This is a genomic window from Gramella sp. MT6, from assembly GCF_019357415.1.
In the GTDB taxonomy this organism is placed as follows: domain Bacteria; phylum Bacteroidota; class Bacteroidia; order Flavobacteriales; family Flavobacteriaceae; genus Christiangramia.
This window is the reverse complement of record NZ_CP048410.1, coordinates 2,894,448-2,919,364: the sequence shown is the minus strand read 5'-3', so window position 1 is coordinate 2,919,364 and position 24,917 is coordinate 2,894,448. Positions and strand designations below refer to the sequence as shown.

Annotated in this window: 23 protein-coding genes and 2 tRNA genes; 14 read left to right on the top strand and 11 right to left on the bottom strand. The window is 37.0% G+C overall.

Annotated elements, in window-relative coordinates:
* Positions 1-29 precede the first annotated feature (29 nt).
* From G3I01_RS13105 to G3I01_RS13060, 10 genes are read right to left on the bottom strand one after another with little or no spacing between them, the layout of a single operon-like run.
* Positions 30-1,088 carry a beta-ketoacyl synthase N-terminal-like domain-containing protein gene (locus tag G3I01_RS13105; protein WP_219548599.1) on the bottom strand — a complete coding sequence of 353 codons (1,059 nt, stop codon included), beginning with the start codon at positions 1,086-1,088 and terminating at the stop codon, positions 30-32.
* A complete protein-coding gene (locus G3I01_RS13100; protein ID WP_219548597.1) occupies positions 1,081-2,265 on the bottom strand; it encodes a beta-ketoacyl-[acyl-carrier-protein] synthase family protein in 1,185 nt (394 codons plus the stop codon). Before G3I01_RS13100 ends, G3I01_RS13105 begins: the two co-directional genes overlap by 8 nt.
* Before the next feature lie 3 nt (positions 2,266-2,268).
* The gene (locus G3I01_RS13095; RefSeq protein ID WP_219548588.1) at positions 2,269-2,526 is read right to left on the bottom strand and encodes a phosphopantetheine-binding protein; all 258 of its coding nucleotides are present in this window, start codon (positions 2,524-2,526) and stop codon (positions 2,269-2,271) included.
* Positions 2,519-3,124 carry a 3-oxoacyl-ACP synthase gene (locus tag G3I01_RS13090; RefSeq protein WP_219548586.1) on the bottom strand — a complete coding sequence of 202 codons (606 nt, stop codon included), beginning with the start codon at positions 3,122-3,124 and terminating at the stop codon, positions 2,519-2,521. The genes G3I01_RS13095 and G3I01_RS13090 overlap by 8 nt, the downstream gene beginning before the upstream one ends.
* On the bottom strand, positions 3,121-4,263 hold the full coding sequence (locus G3I01_RS13085) for a beta-ketoacyl synthase N-terminal-like domain-containing protein (protein WP_219548584.1): 1,143 nt from the start codon (positions 4,261-4,263) through the stop codon (positions 3,121-3,123). Before G3I01_RS13085 ends, G3I01_RS13090 begins: the two co-directional genes overlap by 4 nt.
* Positions 4,260-4,682, bottom strand: coding sequence for a thioesterase family protein (locus tag G3I01_RS13080; RefSeq protein WP_219548583.1), 423 nt, complete (start codon positions 4,680-4,682; stop codon positions 4,260-4,262). The genes G3I01_RS13085 and G3I01_RS13080 overlap by 4 nt, the downstream gene beginning before the upstream one ends.
* On the bottom strand, positions 4,679-5,128 hold the full coding sequence (locus G3I01_RS13075; RefSeq protein WP_219548581.1) for a hypothetical protein: 450 nt from the start codon (positions 5,126-5,128) through the stop codon (positions 4,679-4,681). The genes G3I01_RS13080 and G3I01_RS13075 overlap by 4 nt, the downstream gene beginning before the upstream one ends.
* Before the next feature lie 2 nt (positions 5,129-5,130).
* Entirely contained in the window at positions 5,131-6,009 is an 879-nt protein-coding gene (locus G3I01_RS13070) for a lipid A biosynthesis acyltransferase (RefSeq protein ID WP_219548579.1), read from the bottom strand.
* Between the two features lie 4 nt (positions 6,010-6,013).
* The gene (gene fabG / locus G3I01_RS13065; RefSeq protein WP_219548576.1) at positions 6,014-6,745 is read right to left on the bottom strand and encodes a 3-oxoacyl-ACP reductase FabG; all 732 of its coding nucleotides are present in this window, start codon (positions 6,743-6,745) and stop codon (positions 6,014-6,016) included.
* A gap of 2 nt (positions 6,746-6,747) precedes the next feature.
* On the bottom strand, positions 6,748-8,280 hold the full coding sequence (locus G3I01_RS13060) for an aromatic amino acid ammonia-lyase (RefSeq protein WP_219552829.1): 1,533 nt from the start codon (positions 8,278-8,280) through the stop codon (positions 6,748-6,750).
* 462 nt (positions 8,281-8,742) lie between these two features.
* Here G3I01_RS13060 and G3I01_RS13055 point away from each other — a divergent pair, with 462 nt between their 5' ends.
* From G3I01_RS13055 to G3I01_RS17220, 5 genes are all read left to right on the top strand, one after another.
* Positions 8,743-9,978, top strand: coding sequence for an NAD(P)/FAD-dependent oxidoreductase (locus G3I01_RS13055; protein ID WP_219548574.1), 1,236 nt, complete (start codon positions 8,743-8,745; stop codon positions 9,976-9,978).
* A gap of 276 nt (positions 9,979-10,254) precedes the next feature.
* Positions 10,255-10,337 (top strand) — tRNA-Ser (locus tag G3I01_RS13050).
* A gap of 130 nt (positions 10,338-10,467) precedes the next feature.
* A tRNA-Pro gene (locus G3I01_RS13045) sits at positions 10,468-10,542 on the top strand.
* A 215-nt stretch (positions 10,543-10,757) separates the two neighbouring features.
* The gene (locus tag G3I01_RS13040) at positions 10,758-11,831 is read left to right on the top strand and encodes a site-specific integrase (RefSeq protein ID WP_347708992.1); all 1,074 of its coding nucleotides are present in this window, start codon (positions 10,758-10,760) and stop codon (positions 11,829-11,831) included.
* Positions 11,747-11,971: a tyrosine-type recombinase/integrase gene (locus G3I01_RS17220; protein ID WP_347709011.1), complete on the top strand. Its 225-nt coding sequence runs from the start codon at positions 11,747-11,749 to the stop codon at positions 11,969-11,971. The genes G3I01_RS13040 and G3I01_RS17220 overlap by 85 nt, the downstream gene beginning before the upstream one ends.
* 1,379 nt (positions 11,972-13,350) lie before the next feature.
* Here the strand turns inward: G3I01_RS17220 and G3I01_RS13035 are convergent.
* On the bottom strand, positions 13,351-13,644 hold the full coding sequence (locus tag G3I01_RS13035; RefSeq protein ID WP_219548572.1) for a hypothetical protein: 294 nt from the start codon (positions 13,642-13,644) through the stop codon (positions 13,351-13,353).
* 505 nt (positions 13,645-14,149) lie between these two features.
* Here G3I01_RS13035 and G3I01_RS13030 point away from each other — a divergent pair.
* From G3I01_RS13030 to glsA, 9 genes are all read left to right on the top strand, one after another.
* Positions 14,150-14,752, top strand: coding sequence for a response regulator transcription factor (locus G3I01_RS13030; protein ID WP_257710593.1), 603 nt, complete (start codon positions 14,150-14,152; stop codon positions 14,750-14,752).
* A gap of 76 nt (positions 14,753-14,828) precedes the next feature.
* A complete protein-coding gene (locus G3I01_RS13025) occupies positions 14,829-16,094 on the top strand; it encodes a HAMP domain-containing sensor histidine kinase (RefSeq protein ID WP_219548569.1) in 1,266 nt (421 codons plus the stop codon).
* A gap of 74 nt (positions 16,095-16,168) precedes the next feature.
* Complete coding sequence (locus G3I01_RS13020; protein WP_219548567.1) at positions 16,169-16,513, top strand: PepSY-like domain-containing protein; 345 nt, start codon at positions 16,169-16,171, stop codon at positions 16,511-16,513.
* 311 nt (positions 16,514-16,824) lie between these two features.
* A complete protein-coding gene (locus G3I01_RS13015; protein WP_219548565.1) occupies positions 16,825-17,547 on the top strand; it encodes a superoxide dismutase in 723 nt (240 codons plus the stop codon).
* A 161-nt stretch (positions 17,548-17,708) separates the two neighbouring features.
* Positions 17,709-18,893 (top strand): chromate efflux transporter, encoded by a 1,185-nt coding sequence (gene chrA, locus G3I01_RS13010; protein ID WP_257710591.1) that lies wholly within the window; start codon positions 17,709-17,711, stop codon positions 18,891-18,893.
* A gap of 899 nt (positions 18,894-19,792) precedes the next feature.
* Positions 19,793-21,463 (top strand): alpha/beta fold hydrolase, encoded by a 1,671-nt coding sequence (locus G3I01_RS13005; RefSeq protein WP_219548563.1) that lies wholly within the window; start codon positions 19,793-19,795, stop codon positions 21,461-21,463.
* A gap of 263 nt (positions 21,464-21,726) precedes the next feature.
* Positions 21,727-22,056 carry a hypothetical protein gene (locus G3I01_RS13000; protein ID WP_219548561.1) on the top strand — a complete coding sequence of 110 codons (330 nt, stop codon included), beginning with the start codon at positions 21,727-21,729 and terminating at the stop codon, positions 22,054-22,056.
* A gap of 140 nt (positions 22,057-22,196) precedes the next feature.
* On the top strand, positions 22,197-23,207 hold the full coding sequence (locus tag G3I01_RS12995) for a glutamine synthetase beta-grasp domain-containing protein (RefSeq protein ID WP_219548558.1): 1,011 nt from the start codon (positions 22,197-22,199) through the stop codon (positions 23,205-23,207).
* A gap of 113 nt (positions 23,208-23,320) precedes the next feature.
* Positions 23,321-24,913, top strand: a complete 1,593-nt coding sequence (gene glsA, locus G3I01_RS12990; protein WP_219548556.1) for a glutaminase A — start codon at positions 23,321-23,323, stop codon at positions 24,911-24,913.
* Positions 24,914-24,917: the final 4 nt, after the last annotated feature.

The window sequence follows — 24,917 nt, the reverse complement described above, 5'->3', positions numbered from 1 at the left end:
TGCGAAGAGGATTTTAATCAGTTTATAGATCAATGGCTTTGTAAAAGAATTAGACCGTGGTTTCTCCCCAGATATTGATTATAGATCAAAACCTTCCTGGGGACTTTGCAATTTAAAGTATTCAATTTAAAAATCTCCGGAAGCTTCTTTTCTTTCAGGATTCTAGAGGCAAGCCAGAATGCATATGAAGAAATCGAATTATTATCTCCTACCAGATGTTTAAAGCCTAACTGACATTTTTCTAAAAACATACCTTGCTGTAGATCTTCATAAAAATGGTCAAATCTATGATCTCCATTTTTTCCAAGTATTACTGCATCGATCTCTGAAAGATCAGTATCATTTCTAGAAAGAAATTCTTCGATTTTTGAATTCAATTCAGTTGAATCAACTGAATTTATAATTTGCACATCCTTAAATTCAGCATAGGTATTTTCATTAATTTCTGAACTTAGGGAAAAGAATGCTGCAGATTCAGATATAATTGTACCAGGACTTATAGTTGAAAAAAGATCAAAATTATTGATATTCTTTTCTTTTATCTGCCCGTCCAGTCTTTGGAAACCGGTAAATTGGGTGGATGTCTCATCTACCCCACCTACCAGGATGTTTCTAATTTCTCCCATTTCACTTATCAAAATGGCATCCAAGAGAGCACTTTCAAAAGAAGCGGAATTCTGCGTAAAAGTCATGTTATGTCCATTGCATTTAAGATCCAGGGCAATCTGTCCAGCAACGGTATTATGTGTGGATTGAATAAAGGAAGTTGGGCTCAAAAGACCTTCTTCAGATTCCAGCATATTGGTCATGAATTTTTCTGTATCCTGCATACAACCCTGGCCGGTACCCACCAAAATAGCGTCTGGATCATCTACACCTGCCTGTTTTAATGCTTTCTTTGAACAATAAAGCCCCATTTTTACCGCCTTGGACATACGCCTAAGCATCATGGGTTTTATCAGCGATTTATAATCTACATCTAAAGAAGGAAGTATATTTTCACTATAGGTCTGCGGAATTTCATTCGCAAAGATATCTTCAGATTGTGGGGAAACAGATGATATTCCATTAATAAAAAGCCTACTCATCTTTCTGAAATATTAAAGATGTGCAATTTCCGCCAAAGCCGAAGGAATTAGAAAGCACTGTCCTGATCTCCTTTTTCTGAATTTGAGTTACCGGCTTCAAGCTGGTTTCCGACATCTCGGAATTAAAATTCAGATTGGGATATATTTCATTATTCTGGATCGCCAATAAACTGAAGATCGCCTCTACCGCACCTGCGGCTCCAAGCGTATGACCTGTAAAAGCCTTGGTAGAACTGAATTCTGGAACAGTATCATGAAAAACCCTCTTTAAAGCCACGCTTTCCGAAAGATCATTATTTACAGTGCCGGTTCCGTGAGCGTTTATATAGTCTATTTCTGAACCTGCTATTTCAGCTTTCTTCAAAGCTTGCGAAATGGCCTGGTATGCTCCTTCTCCATTTTCAGATGATGCGGTTTGATGAAACGCATCATTAGCATTGCCATAACCAGAAACCCGTCCCAGAATTTCTTTCTCTCCTACAAGCTCATCAGCTTCAAGCATTAAATAAGCCGCGGCTTCCCCGAGATTTAAACCTTCACGGTCCTCGTCGAAAGGTTTGTTCTTTTCCTGGGAAAGGATCTTTAAAGAATTGAAACCGTTCAAAGTAAACCTGGTCAAACAATCACTACCACCTACAATAACTCTTTTCAACTTTCCGGATTCAATCATTCGTGCTCCCATCATGATGGCATTCGCAGAGGATGAACAGGCAGTACTAATGGTGGTTATCACTCCTTTTAAGTTAAAATATTCCGCGATCTTCTCTGTAGTATAACCTGGATGCTGCGCCTGTATATATTTACGAATTTCAGGTTTATCGATAAAATCAGAAAAATGCTCTTCAGTCATATCTATTCCTCCAATACTGGTGCCTGAAATAAATCCAGTATCTTCCGGAAACTGGTCAAAATTACTATTCGAAAGCAATTCATTAATAGCTAGAGTCCCAAGCATAGCTGCACGAGTATAGGAATGATCCTTTGGTAACTCAAGTATTTTGGTTAGTTGGGAATTACTCAGTTTGATCTCTCCTACGGGAAGATCATTCAAATTAGTTGTAAGGATTTCAGGCAAACTAATTCCGTCATTACCGTTTCTCAGTGATCTATGGGCCTCGTCGATATTATTCCCAATAGCGGAAACAAGCCCCATTCCGGTAACGGCTACGCCTCTCATAGATTAGCGTGTCCTGTTTTTCTCGATAAAATCTGCCATCGTATTTATAGAATTAAAGATCTCTTTGCCCTGGTTCGGGTCTGTAAGTTTAATCCCATAATCCTTTTCCAAAAGCACAATAAGCTCTAAAGCATCAATGCTATCCAGCCCAAGACCATCACCAAAAAGGTGTTCATCATTCTCTATTTCACTCGCCTCCATATCCTCGAGGTTGAGTTGTTCTATAATGCTTTTTTTTAATTCGGTATGCAGGTCACTCATGTGTAGGTAAGTATAATTTCTTTAGCTCCTCTTCGTTAAACTCTGTTCCGCCGCTAAGAGCAATTTGCCACAAAAATACATCATAATCGTTATTGTGCAAGTCCACCCAGCCACAAAGCACATTATCAACTTTTTTCTGATAAAATAGGGCCTTACAATAATCAATAAACAGGGAAGGATCAAACTCCCGGGATACAAAAAAGACGTTCTCAGAATTTAGCTGATGTCTTATACTTATTTCTCCCAGCATAATATTGGGTAAAGTATAAACGAACAGCGAAGGAGATGGAAAATCCTGCATTGTTTCGGCATATGCTTCATCGGTGTCAAGACTTGAGGCCGAGTTGGCAAATACAAGGGCAGTTTCCTTATTACTAATATTCCCGCTTGTTAAAATTTCTGTTCCCAAATATCCTAGTTTGGAAAGGCTGTCCATCTTAAAGAATTTGGGATATTTCAGATTAGCATGCCTGTAAATCGTCTTCAGAAATTTGGATAGATCAATTTCATTTTCCTTCCCAAAAATAAGATCTCCATTTTTCCAAATTTTGGAGTTCCTTATGGTTATAGAGCTCTGTATAAAAAGATCCTGACTCATATAGTTTCCTTTTTTAAAAGCATAGCCAGGTTACAACCTCCAAAACCAGAAGCAGTTTTTAGCGCCAGTTTCAACTCTTTATCCTCATTTTCCTGAATAATATTCAATTCTCTTGAAACCCCTGATTTGGTAAAATTCAGGGAATTATACAGTTTATTATCCAACAGGCTATGCCTTGTAAGAATACTCTCAATTAAGGCCGAGGTTCCCAAAGTATGGCCATAAAAACCTTTAAAACTATTCACAGGTGTTTTATTCAAACCGGCCCGGGAAAAAGCGATGGCTTCCATCTCATCGTTGTAAATGGTAGCAGTCCCATGTGCCGAGAGGTAGTCTATTTGGCTGGGATCTATATTGTTGTTATGAAGCAATCGGGAAATACTTTGATACAAACCTTCGCCGGTCCTGCTGGGTCCTGAAATATGATTTGCATCATTTGCCGTTGTAGCATCTAGATACGCTACTTTTTCAGGAGTTTCTGAATTACCTGGACCTATTAAAACAGCTGCTGCTGCTTCCCCGAGGCTTACTCCCTGCCTGTCGTTGGAAAAAGGCCGGCATGGTTCCGGACTAATCGCCTGAAAGGATTGAAAACCAGATAACACAAATTCTGAGACCAGGTCCCCGCCAGCGACAATTGTATTTGAAAACCTTCCGCTCTCAATAAGATCATTAGCTGTCTTAATAGCCAAAGCGCCAGATATACAAGCGTTAGAGACCACTATGGGTTTTGTTTTTATTCCGAAGAAATCAGTGATAACTTCAGCCATTTTCCAGAGTTTAAGCCTTACCGCCGGAAAATCGTTTTTCCCTAACTGATCTATATTACCTTTAGTTGTTGATATGATTAAACCCGTATTTCTAAGGTCAAGATCTGGATTATCATCAAGTACTTGTTGAACGGCCAGGATGAGCATTTTTTCTAACTTGGTATAAGCGTTAGGATCTCCAATTTTGCTAAATCTCTCATCTATTATTGATTCTTCGAGCAATCCGGCATAAAAACCATGCTCAAAAAATCTTGGATTCTCATGTAATTTTAACGCTGATTCTGATCTAAGAATAGCCGCAAGGTTTTCTTTTGTGCTAAAGCCGATCGGAGAAATTATTGAATCACTTAATAGGTAGTTCCTGCTCATTTAATCAATCCCATTTTCATTTTCCAATCTAAGAAAAACGGTGGATTGTTGAGTACCAATTCAGAATTTTTATCGGTAAATACCTGAATGGTTTTACCGGTACAGATCAGTTTTCCAGAAGAAAAGATCTTATACTCAAAGATGATCTTGGCAGCTTCAGAATTCACATAGGTAGTTTCCACGTCAAATTCGTCGCCATATTTTAAAGGAAGTTTATGCTCACATTCCGTTTTAACTATGGGCGTGGCAAATCCATTTCTTTTAGCATCCAGATAGGAAATACCATGATCTCTACAGAAATCTTCCCTGCCCTCCTCAAAATATTTATAATAATTGCCGTGCCATACGATCTGCAAAGGATCACATTCGTGAAAACGGACTTTCATCAATGTAGTAGTCTTCAAATCCTCCTGGCTCATTCTACCGTTACGGTTTTCATTTCTGAAGTCGCGATTACCACTCCCCTTTCATTCTCGGTCCTGGCTGAAACTGACGTTACATTCATGATCTCATGAAGTATCTGAACGTATGTTTTCAGCTTTTCTCCAACTTCTGGCAAAGCAAATATTTCAACGGTTTTGATAACTCCTATGAATCCGGTTTTAGGTTTTGTTTGTCCACTCAAAGACCCCTGGTAACCTCTATGAAGGGACATGCTTTGGGCCATATGTTCAATCAAACCGCTTTCCGCAAGTTTATTTCCGTCAAGCAATACATTCTTTTCGGGAACGGTAAAACCTGTAACACCTGTTAGCGAAGTATATTCAAAAAGAGTATCAACAAAAACAAAAGGTTCTTTTTGCGGAATAAGGTTTATGATCTCCTCATGCGAGGTAATTGGATGATGTAAAAGGTTTTCTGCCATTTTTAACTAAAATCGTTCCAGTAATCGTAGTAATTATACCACTGATGAGGATATTTTTTTACCATTTTTTCAAGATCGTCAAGATAATATTTTAAAATTTCCTGAGCGGTGAATTTTTCAGGTTTGTATGGCCGAGCATAGAAATGATAGTGAAAATTCTTTTCTCGCATCAAATGAACAAAAAGCACAGGGATCTTATTTCTGCCAGCCAGTTTGAATGGTCCCTGGGGAAACTTCACCTGCTCACCAAGAAACTGCGCCTTATAGGTTTTTGAATGTTTTAAGTACCTGTCTGCGGCAAATACCAGAAGTTCATTATTCGCCAGAGCCTCCTTCATTTTAAAAATATGACTGAGATCTTCTTTGAGGACGATGATCTTCACCTCTGAGGTACCGGTAACAGATTCAAGATAATTCTTGATCTGCCGGTGTTCAAAATCGGTTATAACAAGATTAACCACCGCATCTGAATGTCTTTCTTCAAAAAAGTGTTTGGCAAGATTGAAATTACCTATGTGTGCGGTAAGTAAAATTCCGCCTTTATTCTGTTTTAAAAGGTTTTCTATATGTTCAACTCCATCAAACTCAAAGGTGAATTTATGTTTTAATCCGCTGGTAATGGCGATCCGGTCCAACTGTATCCTCCCAAATGTAAAATAGCTTCGGTAAACATTAAAAGCAGAATTCAAAGGTGAATATCCCAGTCTTTTCCTAAAAAGATAATAGGTGCTTTTTGTAGAAGTAAAGGAGAAGAATATAAAATAAAGGGCCACGAAAAGAAGCACAAAATAGGCCGAATATAATCCGGTCTTTTTGATTATTTGCACATAGATCTTGAAGCCTAAAAGAGTACCTCGAGATTTTCCTTTCCAGGTTGCCATAACTCTAGGAGTATAATCCACCATTTATATTTATCACCTCTCCGGTGATATAAGAAGATCTATCTGAAGCCAGAAAACTAACCAGTTCTGCTACTTCTTCAGCTTCTCCAAATCTATTTAGAGGAATGAGTTTTTTAAATTCTTCCTCATTGAAGTCTTTGGTCATATCAGATTGAATAAATCCGGGAGCAACTGCATTTACCGTGACTTTACGTTTTCCAATCTCCTGAGCTAAGGCTTTGGTAGCAGCGATTACAGCTCCCTTAGCAGCTGAATAATTTACCTGCCCGGGATTGCCTTTTAATCCTGAAAGTGAAACTATATTGATTACCCGGCCGTACCTGCTTCTTAGCATATCCTTCAACACAGCTTGAGTTACATTATAGAATCCATTTAAACTGGTATCTATCACCGATTTCCATGATTCTTTACTGGTAAAAATGAACAAACCGTCTTTAGTAATTCCCGCATTGTTCACCAGGATCTCAATTTTAGAATCAGGATTTTCAGATTTCCATTCTTCAATGGAGCTTTGAACAGCATCAGCATTCGTTACATCGAATTTCAGAATCTCACACTTTACTCCCAAACCCTCGATTTCAGCACGGATTTCCTCAGCAGCTTCTGTATTCGAATTATAATTGAGTAAGATATTATATTTTAGATCTGATGCGATCTTTAGACAAACCGCCTTTCCTATTCCTCTTGATCCTCCGGTCACCAATGCGTACTTCATAATTAGTAGGCTTCGTTATTCTTTAAATATTCTTTTAAATCTTTAATTTCCTCATATAGCGGCCTGTCCTCCTTTATCTGCGGAATAATTTCTCTTAGAACTCCTAATTTAGATCTGGTCGCAGAGGATAATCTGTCGTCAAAATCCAGGTAATAAAGAGCCTGTATGATCGTAGCCAGCTCTGTTGAAACAACCTCGAAACTATTATCTATAACCTTCCTGGTCATATTAGCAGAATTTGCTCCCATACTCACAATATCCTGATTATCATTATTATTGGGAATACTGTGAACATACATAGAATTGGAAAGCATCTGGTTCTCGGCCGTAGTGGAAACCGCGGTAAACTGTGCGCCCTGCATTCCGAAATTTAGCCCCAGTTTCCCCATATTCACAAAGGGTGGTAAGATTTCATTAAGCTTGGAATTCAGTAAATAATTCAGCTGTCTTTCCGCCAGCATAGACGTTTTGGTCACAGCCAGGCGTAATTTATCCATTTCAAGAGATACGTAATCTCCATGAAAGTTTCCGCCGTGATAGACATGCTCTGTCTCTACATCAATAATAGGATTATCGTTGGCAGAGTTCACTTCTTCAATTAGGATCTTCAATGAGTTTTCCAATGTATCTGAAACCGGTCCTAAAATTTGCGGTACACATCTCAAACTATAATACTCCTGCACCTTTTCCTTAAAAAAAGTATTCCTGTCTGCGCCATTGGCATATAGATGATCGTTACGGTCGCGGGTAAGCTTTGAATCCTTGAGGTGCTTCCTCATATTTTCAGCAATCTTCTGCTGACCTTTATGAAGCTTAGAAGAATTAAGTTCCTTAGAAAGGTGATCGTCATAAGCTTCTACGATCTCATTGATGACCGAGCTACAAAAGATTGACCAGTTAAGCAGGCGTTTTGAGTAAATAAGATTTACAATTCCTATTCCCGTCATAGCCGAGGTTCCGTTCATCACGGCCAGACCTTCTCTTATTTTAATTTCGGCAGGTGGAATATCTAATTTCTGAAAAACATCACTGGTTTTTGCTCTTTCACTTTCATAAATCACTTCCCCTTCGCCAATAAGCACCAAGGCAAGATGGGCAAGCTGCACAAGGTCTCCAGATGCTCCAACTCCACCATGTTCGAAGATCACCGGAGTTACATTCTTATTAATTAATTCTATAAGAGTTCTCGCTATCGAAATATGGATACCAGATTTCCCTAAACACAAGGTATTTAGCCGGGCAAGCATAAGAGCCTTTACATAAAGCGGTTGCATGACAGCTCCAGCTCCAGTAGAATGACTTCTTATAAGATTAAGTTGTAATTTGATCTTATCGTCATCATTAACCCTGTACTGAGCCATTGGCCCAAAGCCTGTATTAACCCCGTAAATGATCTTGTTTTTGGAAAAATCCCTCAGGAAATTATAACTGTTTTCAAGTCTTTCTTGTGCGCTATCACCTAGTTCAATCTCTTCATTATCAAATAGAACCTGGTAAAAATTTTTAAAGTCAAGGGCATTATCTAGATTCAGCATATACCTTTTCTGCAAGTATTTTAGATTTTGGGTAGCTGTTAAAGCTTTTAACAAATGTAGTATAATTAATAGAAAACATAGCTCATCATAAGAGTTGATATCTCAATTATTTAATGAAAAACCTCTACTATGCCCTATTCATTTTAAGAGAAGATAAATTTAACCTTACCAATATCAGTAAGACTTTAAATAAAAGTTAGATGTTCTATGATAACTGAATATTTCAAATCAAGTAAACTACATTTGAGTATGATTAGTATCTTAATAATGGGCGTCGTAAGCGGGATCCCAGATTTGATATCGAGTCTTTCTTTATAACAACCTTTGCTCATTTTAATATTAATCTCTTGCTAATATCTCAGGAAAAGTCCTAACAATCCGGTTAGGGCTTTTTTTTGCACTAAATGGACTATTCGAATTGCCGGTTTCTGTTTAAGTTTGCTAAAACATAGCCTACATTTTATGGAAAAGGAAATCAGGGATATTGTGATCATCGGCGCAGGACCATCTGGAAGCGTTGCGGCGGGTTATTTGGAAAAAATGGATACTTCTGTTCTAGTTATTGAAAAGCAAAAGTTCCCTCGCTTCAGCATTGGTGAAAGCCTTATCCCCAGATGTATGGACAATTTTGAGGAAGCAGGTTTTTTAAATATCCTGAAAACAAAGGGCTTTCAGAAAAAATTCGGAGCACGTTTTATCAAAAAAGAGATGGTTGCTGAATTCGATTTCAGTAAAAAATTTGGTGAGGGCTGGGACTGGACGTGGCAGGTACCTAGAGCCGAATTTGACAAGGTCCTTACAGATGATCTAATTTCACGAGGTATAGATATTAGGTTTGAAACGGAAGTTATCTCCATTACCTATAAAAATGAGCTTTGGACGATCAAAACAATAAACAGTCAGGCAGAAGAGGCTGAGATCAAATGTAAATTTATTATTGATTCCAGCGGTAACGGCCGCGTCCTGGCTAAGGAATTAGACCTGGAAGCTCCGCCAAAGATCTATGACCATTCCTCTATTTTTACTCATATAGAAGAAACATCAAGGCCTGTAGGAATTGAAGGAGAACAAATAACTTTTGAAGTTTTGGATACAGAAACCTGGTTCTGGTACATTCCTTTCTCCAACGGAAATTCCAGTCTGGGCTTCGTAGGACCAAACATATGGTTTGAACAGTTTGATGGGGATCCTGAAGAAAATTTCAGGAATATGCTGATGAAAACCGATTATTACAATGGAAGGTTTGATGAATATCCGTTCAAGTTTAAACCGGTTCGATTCAATAACATTTCCAGAAATGTAAAGTATATCCATGGAAAGGGATTCGCGCTAACCGGGAATTCAGCAGAATTCCTGGATCCTGTTTTTTCCTCGGGTGTTGCTTTTGCTACTGAATCAGGATTATTAGCGGCAAAGCTCGCTTACAGGGAGCTTCAAGGTGAAAAAATTGATTGGAAATCGGAATATTCAGATTTCATAAGAAAAGGTGTAGAAGTATTTTCCACCTATGTTAAAGAATGGTATACTGGACGATTACAGGATATATTTTTTCATCCAAGTCCTTCTCCAAAGATTAAGTCACAAATTTGCTCGGTATTAGCAGGTTATGTATGGGATCCTAAAAACCCATTTGTAAGAAACCATAAGAAAGCAATTGAAAATTTGCACGAGATCATACACAAGGAATTAGAAATTTAGGTTTTGAACTTCAGGAATGTTTTAATATTGGTACTTTTTTTCAGATATAATATTAATTAAAACCTTTATCTAAAATAACTCCTATTGATAAAATTTCTGAACTATAATTTTTTTTAAAAAATTTGAATTCCGTATTTCTTTGAAGCCTAGAATATTGAAAAATAATATGAATTTAAAAGCTATAAAAAGAGTAAAAAAGGAATAAAAGGTTTGGAAGGTACATAAGTAAAAGTTACATTTGCAACCGCAAAAATACTTGCGAAGTTCTTAAATAACGGAGAGGTGGCAGAGTGGTAATGCAGCAGCCTGCTAAGCTGTCATCCTTCTTGGATGCCCGGGTTCGAATCCCGGTCTCTCCGCTAGATTTTTAGTCTGCGGTTTTTTATTCTCTTTTTCTGGCTGAAAAATTGGGATAAATTTCCTCCGCATCCCGGGTGCTTTTTTAAAGTGATTTGGATCGGAAAAGACTAAAAATAAATTGTAATTATTCGGGGTGTAGCGTAGCCCGGTTATCGCGCCTGCTTTGGGAGCAGGAGGCCGCAGGTTCGAATCCTGCCACCCCGACGAACCACCTAATAAGTGGAAACAAAACACTGTTAATCTCTTGATTTTCAGTGTTTTTTGTTTTTAGGGATATCAAATAATATCATTTTAAAGCATAAGTCTGGTGAATCATTCGGTGAATCAATTTTTACAAATAATTCCGTAACTTCCTAAGGCATTTGAGTTAGTTTGATTTTCGTCTTTGCGAACTGATTGTTTCATTAAAGACGCTTGAAATGCCTGATTACACTACCTTTTCCGTATTATTCTTTGTCCGAAAACATCATGATGAGACCAAGAAATTATTTATTTATGCCCGAATTACTGTTGATGGAAAACGCTCCGAAATTAGTCTGAAAAGATCAATTCCGGTGAATCAATGGGATACCTCAAAAGGACGCGCCAGGGGAACCGCTCCAAAATCACGAATTCTAAACCAGTACTTAGACCAGGTTTACAATAAGCTGTTAGACTGCCATAAGCAGCTGTCGTCAGAGAATAAAGTTATCTCCGCCCAGACTATCAAAGCCCGTTTCTATGGGAAGGATGAACATCACAAAACTTTACTGGAACTGATGGATTATCATAATACTAATATGAAGAATGTATTAAAACCCGGCACCCTCAAAAACTATTATACGACCGAAACTTATTTAAAGGAGTATTTAAATAAAAAACTGAAATGCAATGATATTAACCTTAAACAGATCAATTACCGGTTTGTAACGGACTTTGAACAGTTCTTACGCAATTATTCGGCAAAAGTTTCACGCAAGACCTGTGGGAATAATGGTACCATGAAACACCTGGAACGTTTCAAGAAGATGCTTAACCTGGCTATTAAACTGGAATGGCTGGTAAAAAATCCATTTGACAACTTTAAATTCCGGTTTGAGAAAAATGAACGGCAGTATCTCAATAAACGGGAGCTTCAAATATTAGAGACGACCGAATTTACGAGAAGTAGCTTGCAAAAAGTAAAAGATATTTTTGTTTTCTCTTGCTATACGGGGCTTGCTTATGTTGATATTAAAAAATTAACCCTTCATCAGATTGTAAAAGGAATTGATGGGAGTAACTGGATCTATACCAAACGGGAAAAAACAGAAGAAACTATAAAGGTGCCTGTACTTCCCCAGGCGCAAATCTTATTAGATAAATACAAGGACCAAATTATATCAGGTGATTATTTGTTTCCTGTTTGTTCCAATCAAAAGGTCAATAAATACCTAAAAGAGGTGATGCAGCAACTGAAAATAAAAAGACTATCACCTTTCATTCTGCCAGGCATACCTTTGCCACCACCATAACTTTATCTAACGGGGTGCCAATTGAAACGGTCTCTAAGTTATTAGGACATACTAAATTATCGACTACGCAGATCTATGCCAGGGTGATTGATTCCAAAATATCCAGTGATATGGAATGTTTAAAAAAGAAATTAAAATAAAGATGATTGACTTTGAAGTAGGTATAAAAATAGCCCTAATCCTAAAAGGGACATAATTATACCAATTATAAGAATTAAATAATGTACAATCTTTAGTTTGAACATATGATAATTTGAAGTCGCAATTAAGTTCTTTCTTATGGAGACGATTGCCGTTTTACCAATTAGTATTGTCAATTTAGGATCAGCTTAATATATTAATTCCGTGCTAATTACAATATGTGTGGGCTCAATCTTGATTATTTCCGATGTTCTCATGAAGAAAATGAGATGTTTATGGAGTATCTAAACTTTTAGGGAATATCAAAATAGTAACAACCCAGATTTATGCGCGAGTGATATCCACGAAAATTTCCAAGAAGGCACAATACTCGAAAAAAAAGTAATAACGGGATTTTTAAATCCTTCAAAAAAGCAGTTGGTACAAACCAACATGTATGAAAAATTTTGTCCCGCCTGCGGGACGAAATCGAATAGCAAGACGGTAACACGCTACGCGATGTTATTCGATTCCTTAAATTCATAAATATTTGTTGTTCAGTGTTTTATAAGTTAAACTATCCTATAGTATATCCACCCAAGTGGATATACCCATCTGAAAAGACCTATAAAATAAGGAAGGCTATAGCCAGTATATAATGAAATAGTATCCATTTTGCCCAAAAAAGGTTTCAATTAAGCAAGTAGGCCTGGAGTTTTCTAAAAAACCAATAGCTCTGTTTCAGCAAAAGAGGTTCATTCCTAATTGTCCTGGACACGAGCCAAAAAGCTTAGATTATTAAATGTTTGAAAGAATAATATCAAAAAGATTTTTTTAAGTTCACTAGGCGGTAACTAAAATTCACCGATCAGGATTTCAGAATTCTTTATCTTCTTTCATCACCTTATCTTTCGATGCGAAAATGACAAACTTTAAAATTAACCGGAGCCCATAAACCACTCTGTTATTTATAGCTCCTCTATAATTTTAAAGCTTGAAGCTAGGAGCATCAAAAGGTAATGCGATGGCGCTGGAAGAAGTAAATAGAAATAAATAAAAACCAGTTCATCCTGATCTACAGTATTTTTTTTCACAGCAAACGGAAAATGCTCAAGATGAAAAAAGTAAATAGTGTTTTCTCTTTTAACTTTTTGCTAGTAATTTTCAAATATTATTTATTATACATTTAAAGTAAAATCAAAGATAAAAAAGGGTTAATTCTGTTATTGCAGTCACGGCCCTTTTTTAGTATTCAAATATTTGATTACTCCCGATGGTCGCAATGAAAAAAGAGATGTTTATTGTGGAAACCAAACATCAGAATTAGTAGAATCAAAGCCCCCTATCTATCGAACTAATACTATGAAATGTTTGGTCGCTAAATAAACTACCTTTCCATTCATGGCATTAAGGATTTGGGAATATTCTTTCTTTTCATTCCCAAAGTACGCATATGATCAATCAAATTAGCTTTTACACAGTTTTCGATTTGATCCATCGGAATTCGATAGCTGCTTTTGCATTTATATTCCATCTTATTATCACAAAGTTTAGTGGTTAAATCAAGGTCTACCTTATTTCCATGAGTTTTGGTGTGTAAATAATAATTAAACTCAATATGCTCTTTATCTGCCAATGGAGAGCCTTTAATTTTAGGAATATAGACCGCATCTTCTAATTTCTGAAATTCCATAGTTACTGGTTTTTAAGGTGATTTATAAAATATAATAAATTTTATGATTGGAATTGAAATAGGAGCAGTTTGTTAAGAAAAAAGGGAAATGACGCTTTTACCTGCATTTCCCCTTTTAATTCCACTTGGGGGGTGACCCTTTGTGGAATAAACTTTATTAAAAGTTTACCGTGATTTTAAAGATACAAATTATTCTTTGCAACCTCCGGGCGCAAAGCAAGATTGTCATGACAATGACACATCTTGCTTTGTTTTCTTTTTTTGAATGATAAAGTATTATTTGGCAAAAATTACCACATAGGACTTTGTTAAAGTCATAAGATTTTGGCATTTAAAGAAGTAGGTAGTGCAGCACTTCAGATCGCATTTTTAATCTGAACAGCCGAAGCTCCAGGATTAATGGAAGCATATAAAACTACAGCTCTAGAAACATATTGATTGTTATTAAAATTTCAAAAGTATCCTTTGCAATATTTCTACAGAATTAATTCTGTAATTTGGAATTATGAAACTGCTTATAATAGAAGACGAACCTGAAATGCTAAAAAGCCTTGAAGATTTTGCCATAGAGGAAGGGTTTACTTGTGATACCGCAGGCAATTATTGGGATGGTGCTGAGCGTATCAATCTCTATGATTATGATTGTATTATCCTAGACATCAATCTCCCTGATGGAAGTGGGTTCGATTTACTTGAAGCTCTCCATAAAACAGATAAAACCGATGGAGTAATTATCCTTTCTGCTCGTAATTCCCTTGATGATAAAATAAAAGGACTGGGCTTGGGGGCGGATGACTATTTGACTAAGCCCTTCTATTTTTCAGAACTAAATGCCCGTGTAAAGGCAATTATCAGAAGGAAACAATTTAAGACTAATAAATTGGTTCGTTATTCAAACCTTATAATCGAACCAGATCAGTACATTGTGGGAGTCAATGAACTTGAAAGTAAACTTTCTCTGACTAAAAAAGAATATGCAATACTCACTCACTTGATTAGTAATCACAAGCGGGTACTTACCAAAGTTTCATTGGCAGAATATATATGGGGAGATTATGTAGATGAGGCACAGAGTTTTGATTTTTTATTCTCTCAAATCAAAACCTAAAACGTAAATTAAAAGATGCCGGGGCACAGGTGGAAATAAGCAATATTTATGGTATTGGTTATCAAATTAAGTCTTTATGAAACTACTTACCTACACTTCCCGCATTCAATTACTTTTTTTCCTGATCCTGTTCGGGATTTTTTCAATATTGTTTTACCTGGTACTAAATTGGAACGTACTTCAGAATGTGGATGAAGTACTGTATAACCGCAAAGACAACCTGCTGGCTTATCTTGAAGAAAATCCTGAAGCTCCATTTAAAGAAGACAACCCGCTAGACGATTTTACTTTTTATACTGTTGCAGAAACTGTGTTCCAGGAAAGTTACGAAAGTTACTCCGACACTCTTATTTATGAGCCTGTTGATAATGAGTTCGATGAATACCGCAAACTAACCACTTTTGCGAAATTACAAGGTGAACATTACCGGCTGGAAATAATAAAGCCCCACCTGGAGGCGGCAGAAATGATCAGTACAATCGCTATTACTCTCGGAAGTTTATTTTTGGGGTTAGTATTGTCTTTTTATTTATTCCAACGTTTTATCTCACGAAAAATATGGAAGCCGTTTTTTGGAATACTCGAAAAAATTCGGCTTTTCCGATTGGATAAGCAGGAACTACAAGAACTGCCATCTACATATATAGATGAGTTTCGGATGCTAAATGAAGCCGTTAATGAGCTGACCCGGAAAAACAAGGAGGTATTTGAAAATCAGAAGCAGTTTATAGAAGACGCCTCCCATGAATTGCAAACACCCTTATCCATAATTCAGTCAAAATTGGAAGCGCTAGTGAGCAGAACCACGTTAACCGCAGAACAAGCAGCTATTGTAGACAGTATCATTGGCTCTACGCAACGGCTAAAAAAACTGAACAAAACCCTTTTACTGCTGGCCAAAATAGAAAATAGTCAGTTCCTGATGACGGACGAGGTTAATGTCAATGGAATAATCGGCAGATCCCTGGAATATTATGACGAACAGAAAAATATCCTGAATATTAAAATGAAAATTAATATAAGAAAAAGGGTTGTAATTTCAGGAAACAAGATGCTTACCGAAATCCTCATCCAGAATTTGCTTAAAAATGCCTTTTTACATAATGTCGAAGATGGAATGGTAGACATAAAATTAGACAAGAAACAATTGGTTGTTACCAATTCTGGCAATCAAAAAAGTATAAGTCAAAAAAGGCTGTACCAAAGATTTAATAAATCTTCTAATAATCCTGAATCTTGGGGCTTAGGGTTATCAATTGCTTTTAAAATTGCCGATAAAAGTAATTGGAAATTAAAATATAATTTCGAAGGGAATCAACACATTTTCACAATATATTTCTGATTCTCCAAAATTTCTACAGAGTTGTTTTTTAAATTTCAATTTCAATAAATGTTTAATTTTAAAATCTTATTGTTATGAAAACAAGTAAAAATTTATTTCGCATTTTATTATTCTCCTTACTTTTTATAGGAGGTAATGTGGCTACAGCAACTGCCCAATCGGAGATCAAAGAGTTAAGTGAAAAGTCCATTGAGTTCTCTGAACTACCCGAAGCCGTAAAGGATGCTTTTAAGAACTCGGAATACGCCGAATGGGAAATAGAGGAGGTGGAAAAGGTTGAGACCAATAAGGGCACTATGTATGAGCTTGAGGTCGAAAACGAAGATGAAACCTATTATGAACTTTATTTTAGTCCGGAAGGAAAATTAGTGCTCAAAAAAGAGAAAAGCCACAAAGATGGTGAAGATGATCATCGATAATGCTTCAACTAATAAAATCTAAAGGATTTCAGACCTTTTATAGAAGCTGAGGGCTGCCAAGAAGAATTTCGACTTGTGTAGATCTCAGCTCTTAATCTTTTACCATCCTCTGGATTAATAAAGAGGAAAAATAAGAAGAAATACTTGAATATGTTTCCTTGTTACTTTTGATACGTATTAGATTCAAATTTTTCTTTCTATGCCCATTGCTGTTCGTTTTTTGGCAATGAGATCCCGGAATTTGGAGTTTAGTATTCTATTTTAAAATAAGGCCAGAAAAATCATTAATTAACTTTTAAATATAAATGCAAATGGACCGAAAAGATTTTATAAAAAATTCAACAATATTGGGTAGTGCAACTATCCTCCCCGTTAATAACGTTTTTTCTCGAGGTGTGAATGAAAATGGTATTGATAAATTAGTAGATAACAATGGTAATTTTATTCAGAAGTCGCTACCTTACAATAAAACCTTTCTGGAACCTCATATGGATGAAGAAACTCTGCATCTACATTACGAATTTCATCATGGTGGAGCGGTAAAAGGAGCTAATAAAGATCTCGACAATATTAAAAAGCACCTTAAGTCTGGTGAAATGGAAATGGTCGATTTATGGACAAGGAAATTAGCCTATCATTTTTCAAGCCACGTACTTCATTCTATTTTCTGGACTAACCTGTCCAATAAATTAACCAAGCCAAAAGCAGATTTATTAAAACAGATAGAAAAAGATTTTGGTTCGTTTGATAAACTCCAAGCATACATAGCCAAAGTTTCCAAAAGTGTTGAGGGCAGTGGTTGGGGTATTTTAGGTTATCAGCCTTACTCACAGTCCCTTACACTTTTGCAATGTGAAAACCATCAAAAATTAACACAATGGGGGGTTATTCCTATTTTGGTAATAGATGTATGGGAACACGCCTATTATTTAAAGCATAAAAATAAAAGAGGAGATTTTGTAGATACTGTGTTAGATATTATTGATTGGGATAATGTAGCAGATAGATATAACACCGCCATTAAACTTCGATAATTGGAAAAATTACCTTTCAAGGAAGCCCTGAGAGTATGGGTGAAAGTAGCTATCCACAGTTTCGGAGGACCAGCTGGGCAAATTGCAGTAATGCATAAAATATTGGTAGAAGAAAAAAGTGGATCAGTGAGAGCCGTTTTCTACATGCTCTCAATTACTGCATGTTATTGCCGGGACCAGAAGCACAGCAACTAGCTACCTATATCGGCTGGTTGCTTCACAGAAACAAGGGAGGACTGGTTGCGGGGATATTATTTGTCCTACCAGGTTTTATCTCCATATTAATCCTTAGTATTCTCTATGCAGCATACCGGGATATAGGAATTGTAGAAGCCATTTTTTTTGGCATTAAACCTGCTGTATTGGCCATCGTTATTGGTGCAGTCATCAAAATAGGGAAAAGAGCCCTAAAAAATGAGGTCATGGTGAGTATGGCAGTACTCGCTTTTATCGCTATTTTTTTCTTCCAGATCGACTTTCCTTATATTGTTCTGGCTGCTGGGTTAATAGGTTTTATAGGCGGAAAACTTTGGGAAGAAAAATTTCATGTAATAAAGGGACATAGAGAAAAAAGGGATGAAGATAATGCCTTTTATATAGACAGCTATATCCAGCCGGTAAAGCCGTCTCTTGTAAAAAGCCTGAAAACCATATTCCTCTTTTTAAGTTTATGGGCACTACCGTTGATACTGATCGCCATGTGGATTGGAACGGAGAACATTTTCTTCTCAGAAGGGATATTTTTCAGTAAAACGGCAGTGGTTACGTTTGGAGGAGCTTATGCAGTCTTGGCCTATATTGCTCAAAAAGCAGTGGAAGATTATGGCTGGCTAAGAAGTGGGGAAATGCTGGACGGTCTGGGAATGGCAGAAACAACACCGGGCCCCCTCATCCAGGTCGTTCAATTTGTTGGGTTTATGGGAGCTTATCGCTTATCTGGTACGATGGATCCTCTTATGGCCGGCATCTTAGCTTCCTTTTTGGTGACCTGGACAACTTTTATTCCCTGCTTCCTGTTTATATTTACCGGCGCACCCTATATTGAATACCTCCGGGGCAATAAAAACCTAACCACTGCCTTGTCAGGAATTACGGCTGCAGTCGTAGGCGTTGTACTCAATCTTGGGGTTTGGTTTGCTATCTATACACTTTTTGGACGAGTAAATGAAAGCCACTCATACGGAATAAGATGGTTAATTCCGAAATGGGAAACCATTAATATTCCTTCAATGGTAATTGGAATTATTGCTGCATTTGTTTATTTCATCCTTAAATGGGACATGCTAAAAACCATTGCTGTGAGCATTTTGTCAGGAATAATTTACTTCTTCATCTTTAATAACTAGCTTTAATGAAAAATTTAATCCAACATCTAAGCGGCAATAAAAATGGATGTTTCAAATTAAAAAGTAACTCAATTAAGGACTTATAAAAGGGTGAAGGAGAAGCCCGGCTTATGCAGTCCGGCTAACTTCTAAATCTTGTCCATTAGCATCTTTAAAGAAAAATAGTAGAGACTCGGAAAAGTAGTTTTTTGAAGGGGCTATTTTATAGAAAATCATATCTTTATACCACAAAGGCGAGCAAATAAAATGAACTCTCTTTGTTTTATGAAGTTTGGTGAATCATTCGGTGAAACATCAAAATAGTTAACAGTGAAAGTATTGTGGTTAGGGCGTTTGTACAAAAATAAATTATCCTGCCACCCCGACCATAAAAATCCAATCACACATCGTGGTTGGATTTTTTGTTTGGAGAAAATCGAAGTTTACTTCAGATTGGAAACGAACAAAAAAGACAAAGGGTGAAGCCTGATTGGATTTTGATGAGCAACAATACCAAACTCAGGATCACCGACAACAGGGAGGTAATCCTGCCACCCCGACCAAAAGCCTTACATTTTTTGAATGTGAGGCTTTTTTTATGCCAAAATATTACGGAAAACATTGGCTCTCCAAATCCTTCTGGACTCCCCCCGGATCAAGACCATTATCAAATCACATTGAATCCTTATCTAAAGTATTTCCGAAATGATTGTCTGTAACAATCTTAATTTAGAAAAGAAGATTTGAGAAATTATAAAGGACTGAAAAATTTAATATAAACTGAATAGAATAGAAAAATGTTGTTTTCTTAATATTACATTTATAAAATTAAACTTATTACAAAATTTTAAAAATAAGTCCCTTACAGATTTTAAGCTTAGTATTTACAAATAATATTCAGCAAAACGAACATCAATTCAATGAAACCCACAACTCAATACACCAAAAATTCGCGTATCAATATCGCCTATCAGGTTTTTGGATCGGGTGCTATAGACCTTGTGTATATCCCAGGATGGGTTTCGAATATAGACTGGATGTGGGGATGTCCGGAACTGGTCAATTTTTTTACTGAACTAGGTAAAATAGCCCGTGTTATTTTATTCGATAAACGAGGAACCGGACTTTCAGATCGTGTTACCGAGCTTTCTACTTTAGAGGAACGAATGGATGATCTTCGCGCGGTGATGGATGCTGTGGGTTCAGAAAAAGCTGTATTATTTGGTCATTCAGAAGGAGGATCTGTTTCGGCATTATTTGCAGCAACCTATCCAAAACGTACTATTTCTCTTATCACTTTTGGAATATTTGCTAAGCGAATCTATTCGCCAAATTATCCCTGGGCGCCTACCAATGAAGAGCGTCAGGTGGTTTATGACATGATCGAAAATAGCTGGGGAAGCGGAGAAATGAACTTAGAGTCTCTTGCGCCTTCCAAAGCGAATGATAAGGTCTTTATGGACTGGCTGGCAAATTATCTTCGCTCTGGTGCCAGCCCTAGTGCAGCTCTAGTGCTAACTAAAATGAATACCGAGGTAGATATCATTGATATTCTAGGATCCATCAAAGTCCCTACCCTCATCATGCAGCGCACTAACGATATCGATGTGAAAATTGAAGAGGGAAGATTTATTGCCGAAAGAATTGAAGGAGCCAGGTTTGTAGAACTGGAAGGTGACGACCATCTTTTTTGGGTAGGTAATACGAAAGAAGTCCTGGATCATATGAAAGCCTTTATTTTAAATGAATTTACCGTTGAAAATCATGAGCAGCAACTTTTCACCATTGGGGCTGCAAAGATCATTTCAGATCAAAGGCTTAACCAAGGTCAGCTAGAATTTTTTACCCAATACGTAGAGCAGTATCGCGGAAAAGTTATTGAAAGCGATGGGCAAACATTCATAGCTACTTTTGAAGGCCCCAGTAAGGCTGTAAATTGCGGCCTTGGTCTAATTGAAACCGCAAAAACCTTAAACGCCCAACTTGTTTTAGGTGTTCATATTAAGGAATCTCCTGTAGACGAAGCCCATTTTATAAGCAGAGAAACAAATCTAACCATAGAGTCTATACTAGAGCAGGCCAATCCAAATCAGATTTTGGTTACTCAAACAGTAAAATACCTTCTTTCTGGGGCAGGTTTGAGCTTTAATCAAAATAAAACCATATTTGAAGCCAACACAGGTGAACCAATAATTCTGTATTCAGTTGTAGATGAATCCAAACTAGATCTGCAACACGATACTCCTTATCAATTCCAACTTCCTAAAAACGATTCATTTCTGGAAAATGTGCTCCAGCATATAGATGATCATCTTGGGGATGAATTTTTTAGTGTGGAGATCCTGTGTAATGAATTAGCGATTAGTGATAGACAGTTACAGCGAAAGCTTAAAGCAATTACCAACAAATCTCCCATACAGTTAATCTCTTCTGTTCGCCTTCACCGCGCCAAGGAACTTCTTCTGGAAGGAAAACATAATATTGCTGAAATTGCCTACCAAACAGGTTTCTCCAATCCTTCCTATTTTTCAAAATCCTTTAAAAAAGAATTCGGAATTACTCCATCAGCTTTTCAACAAAAGGAGTTGTAAAAAATATCCTTCTATGGGACTCTTTTTTTGTTTTCAGACTAAAAAAAAAGCTACTCTTTTTTCTTTTAAATGCTGAATAGAAATTGTTTTAAGGTTTTGTTTTTCAGTTTTTTACATATGATCTGTCGGAAATGTAATAGCCTGTCGGAATTGTTATTACGAATGTCGGGAATGTTGATTTTTTCGACGGTTTAGTTCTAATAAAAAGGCTCTTATTCAATCTACATTTGTCCAGGTAAAAATCAATAAAAATACCTGACATAATGAAATCCAATATTCTTATCACATTAGTATTCAGCTTAATAGGTTTGTTCTCATTTTCCCAAGAGAAAAATATAACCGGGCCCAAAGCTAAAAATCATAAAAACTGGGTAGGTCATAATTTTAACACGCAGATAATTCTTAAAAATCATAATCACAAGCCTGTAACCGGGCCTAAAGCTAAAAATAGCTATAGTAAGAAGGATGATTGTGATACCTACCAGTTTATACCATCCGAAAGGACGATTGTTACAGGTCCTAAATTCAAAAACCAGCAATTTAAAAATTCAAATCCTAAGAAGGAAGAGCCTTCCTTTCTCACTTATTTATAAAATTCATCGATCATCATTAAAAAAAAAATTATGAGAACAAATGATCACTTAAGAGTAAAAACTAAATCATCCATAAGAACCACATGGAATACAAGAAGAAAACATCGCACAACTATGTTCAATTTTAAAAATCAATAATTATGAAAACGTTTAAATGTGAGTACATCTGGCTCGATGGTTATAAACCGGAAGCCAACTTAAGAAGTAAGACAAAGATTATTTCAGGAGAGGAAGAACCTTCCCTAAAAAACCTGCCTCTATGGTCTTATGATGGGAGTTCAACCCAGCAGGCTGCAGGTAGTTCTTCAGATTGTATTTTGAAACCGGTAAAAGTCTGGAAAGATGCAGGCCGAGATAACGGGTATCTTGTAATGTGTGAAGTTTTCAATGCAGACCTTACACCTCATAAGACAAATAACAGGGCCAAATATGAAGATGCTTTAGACTTCTGGTTCGGTTTTGAACAGGAATACGTTATTACTAAAAACGGGCTTCCCTTAGGTTTCCCAACTGAAGGATATCCGGCACCTCAGGGCAAATATTATTGTGGTATTGGCACCAAGAACGTGGTTGCCCGTGATTTTGTAGAAGAACACCTTGACCTTTGCCTGGCTTGTGGTCTAAATATTACCGGGATAAATGCCGAAGTAATGGTGGGTCAATGGGAATTTCAACTATTAGGAAAAAGTGCAAAAGCAGCTTCAGATGATCTATGGTTGGCGAGATATTTACTTTTTAGAGTTGCTGAAAAGCATGGTCTGGAAATCGAATTACACCCTAAACCGGTAAAAGGCGATTGGAATGGTTCTGGAATGCACGCCAACTTCTCTAATGAACAAATGAGATCTGTCGGCGGGGAAGAATATTTCAAGAATATCCTTAAGAATTTAGATATCACACATGAGGATCATATTGCAAACTACGGTTCTATGAACCATGAAAGGTTAACAGGGCTACATGAAACTCAATCTATAGATCAATTTTCATTTGGAGTAAGTGATCGTGGAGCTTCAATTAGAATTCCTATTACAACAGTAGAAAATGACTGGAAAGGTTATTTGGAAGACAGGCGTCCAGCTTCTAATGCATGCCCTTACCTAATCACATCTAAAATCGTTGAAACGGTAACTGAAAAAGAATTGGCTTATTAAAATTCAGTGATCAAGGGTTAATGAGAAAAGGTTGCCTGTAGATTTAAATTTTTCATTAGTAGGATTATGATTTTATAGCCCGGGCAGCCTTTTTTTTCTTAAAAATATTAGATATGATTACCACTACACAAATTGATAGTAATGCTGCTGATTCACTTTTTAGAATGCTGGATCCTGAAGGCAAAAACAGCATAGATCCACATAAATTTTTGAGTCAGTTATCTGGAGCTGGTATTCTCCAGGATGATCCGAGATTGAGGGAACTTTTAGACCTGCCACATTTTAGACAGCAGATCAATAAAGGAAATCAAATAGCCAAAACCGAATTCAACGAAATTCTTCAGCAGAATGCATTGATTAAGAAATCACTTTCGAAAAACCTGGTTATCCCAGATTTTGAAGCTTTCTGTCAACAAATTCAGGATATTTTTCTGGATACTCAAAGAAATAAAGGAGGGAAAGTAGCCGATTATATCCCTCAATTAGCGAGGGTAGATCCTGAGCAGTTTGCTATTTCAATTTGTACGGTAGACGGTCAACGATATTCCATTGGAGATTCAAACACCAATTTCTGCCTGCAATCCTCTTGTAAGCCTATAAATTACTGTATGGCTCTGGAGGAGTTGGGAGAGGAAAAAGTACATACGCATGTAGGCCGTGAGCCCAGCGGGCAATCTTTTAATGAATTGGCCCTGAATCTTAAAGGTCTGCCCCATAATCCTATGATAAACGCAGGGGCAATGATGAGCTGTTCGCTTATTGATAATAAAAACAATAGTGCCGATCGTTTTGATAAAGTAAACAAAACCTGGGAGGCGCTCTGCGGCGGAAAAAAGATGAGTTTCAATAACTCGGTTTATTTATCTGAACGTCAAACCGCAGATAGAAATTTCGCCTTAGCGTACTTCATGCGGGAAAAAAATGCCTTTCCAGAAAACACAAATCTTACGGAAACGCTGGAATTTTATTTTCAATGTTGTTCAATTGAATCCAGTTCATATGATCTTTCGGTTGCCGCAGCTACTCTCGCAAACGCAGGCACAAATCCATTAACCGGAAAAGCAATTTTCAAGTCTTCTACAGTTCAGAATTGCCTTTCCCTAATGTTAAGCTGCGGGATGTACGATTTTTCCGGTGAATTTGCTTTTAAAATAGGATTACCTGCCAAAAGTGGAGTTTCTGGAGCACTTATGCTGGTAATTCCAAATCTTATGGGAATAAGCATCTGGTCGCCAAGATTAGATGAAGTAGGTAATAGTGTTCGAGGTGTGGAATTCTGCGAACGCCTTGTGGAACGTTTCAGTTTTCATCAATACGATTCGCTTACGGGAAATTCATCGAAGGTGAATCCTCGAAAAAAGGAAAATGAATTGATGGCTTCAAAAGTTATGGAGTTAATAAGATCTTCCAGTCATGGAGACCTGGATGAAATATTAAGATTAGAGGCTGAAGGAGTGAATCCAAATATCTCCGATTATGATGGGCGCACGCCGCTTCACCTGGCAGCCTGTGAAGATCAAATTGAGGTGGTCAGGCATTTTATTCAGAAAGAAGTCCAGTTATCGCCAAAAGATCGCTGGGGGAATACTCCTTTAGACGATGCTAAGAAATTTAAAAATAAAGACATCGTAAGCCTGCTTGAGGAAGCGATCAAATCTCAAAATAAAGATCACAACACGTCTAAAGTTTTAGTTACTAAAAAATAAGAAA

Coding starts and splice junctions, on each gene's coding strand:
- G3I01_RS13105 (WP_219548599.1), bottom strand. CDS start 1,088: ATGAGTAGGCTTTTTATTAATGGAATATCATCTGTTTCCCCACAATCT.
- G3I01_RS13100 (WP_219548597.1), bottom strand. CDS start 2,265: ATGAGAGGCGTAGCCGTTACCGGAATGGGGCTTGTTTCCGCTATTGGG.
- G3I01_RS13095 (WP_219548588.1), bottom strand. CDS start 2,526: ATGAGTGACCTGCATACCGAATTAAAAAAAAGCATTATAGAACAACTC.
- G3I01_RS13090 (WP_219548586.1), bottom strand. CDS start 3,124: ATGAGTCAGGATCTTTTTATACAGAGCTCTATAACCATAAGGAACTCC.
- G3I01_RS13085 (WP_219548584.1), bottom strand. CDS start 4,263: ATGAGCAGGAACTACCTATTAAGTGATTCAATAATTTCTCCGATCGGC.
- G3I01_RS13080 (WP_219548583.1), bottom strand. CDS start 4,682: ATGAGCCAGGAGGATTTGAAGACTACTACATTGATGAAAGTCCGTTTT.
- G3I01_RS13075 (WP_219548581.1), bottom strand. CDS start 5,128: ATGGCAGAAAACCTTTTACATCATCCAATTACCTCGCATGAGGAGATC.
- G3I01_RS13070 (WP_219548579.1), bottom strand. CDS start 6,009: ATGGCAACCTGGAAAGGAAAATCTCGAGGTACTCTTTTAGGCTTCAAG.
- fabG (WP_219548576.1), bottom strand. CDS start 6,745: ATGAAGTACGCATTGGTGACCGGAGGATCAAGAGGAATAGGAAAGGCG.
- G3I01_RS13060 (WP_219552829.1), bottom strand. CDS start 8,280: ATGCTGAATCTAGATAATGCCCTTGACTTTAAAAATTTTTACCAGGTT.
- G3I01_RS13055 (WP_219548574.1), top strand. CDS start 8,743: ATGGAAAAGGAAATCAGGGATATTGTGATCATCGGCGCAGGACCATCT.
- G3I01_RS13040 (WP_347708992.1), top strand. CDS start 10,758: ATGCCTGATTACACTACCTTTTCCGTATTATTCTTTGTCCGAAAACAT.
- G3I01_RS13035 (WP_219548572.1), bottom strand. CDS start 13,644: ATGGAATTTCAGAAATTAGAAGATGCGGTCTATATTCCTAAAATTAAA.
- G3I01_RS13030 (WP_257710593.1), top strand. CDS start 14,150: ATGAAACTGCTTATAATAGAAGACGAACCTGAAATGCTAAAAAGCCTT.
- G3I01_RS13025 (WP_219548569.1), top strand. CDS start 14,829: ATGAAACTACTTACCTACACTTCCCGCATTCAATTACTTTTTTTCCTG.
- G3I01_RS13020 (WP_219548567.1), top strand. CDS start 16,169: ATGAAAACAAGTAAAAATTTATTTCGCATTTTATTATTCTCCTTACTT.
- G3I01_RS13015 (WP_219548565.1), top strand. CDS start 16,825: ATGGACCGAAAAGATTTTATAAAAAATTCAACAATATTGGGTAGTGCA.
- chrA (WP_257710591.1), top strand. CDS start 17,709: ATGTTATTGCCGGGACCAGAAGCACAGCAACTAGCTACCTATATCGGC.
- G3I01_RS13005 (WP_219548563.1), top strand. CDS start 19,793: ATGAAACCCACAACTCAATACACCAAAAATTCGCGTATCAATATCGCC.
- G3I01_RS13000 (WP_219548561.1), top strand. CDS start 21,727: ATGAAATCCAATATTCTTATCACATTAGTATTCAGCTTAATAGGTTTG.
- G3I01_RS12995 (WP_219548558.1), top strand. CDS start 22,197: ATGAAAACGTTTAAATGTGAGTACATCTGGCTCGATGGTTATAAACCG.
- glsA (WP_219548556.1), top strand. CDS start 23,321: ATGATTACCACTACACAAATTGATAGTAATGCTGCTGATTCACTTTTT.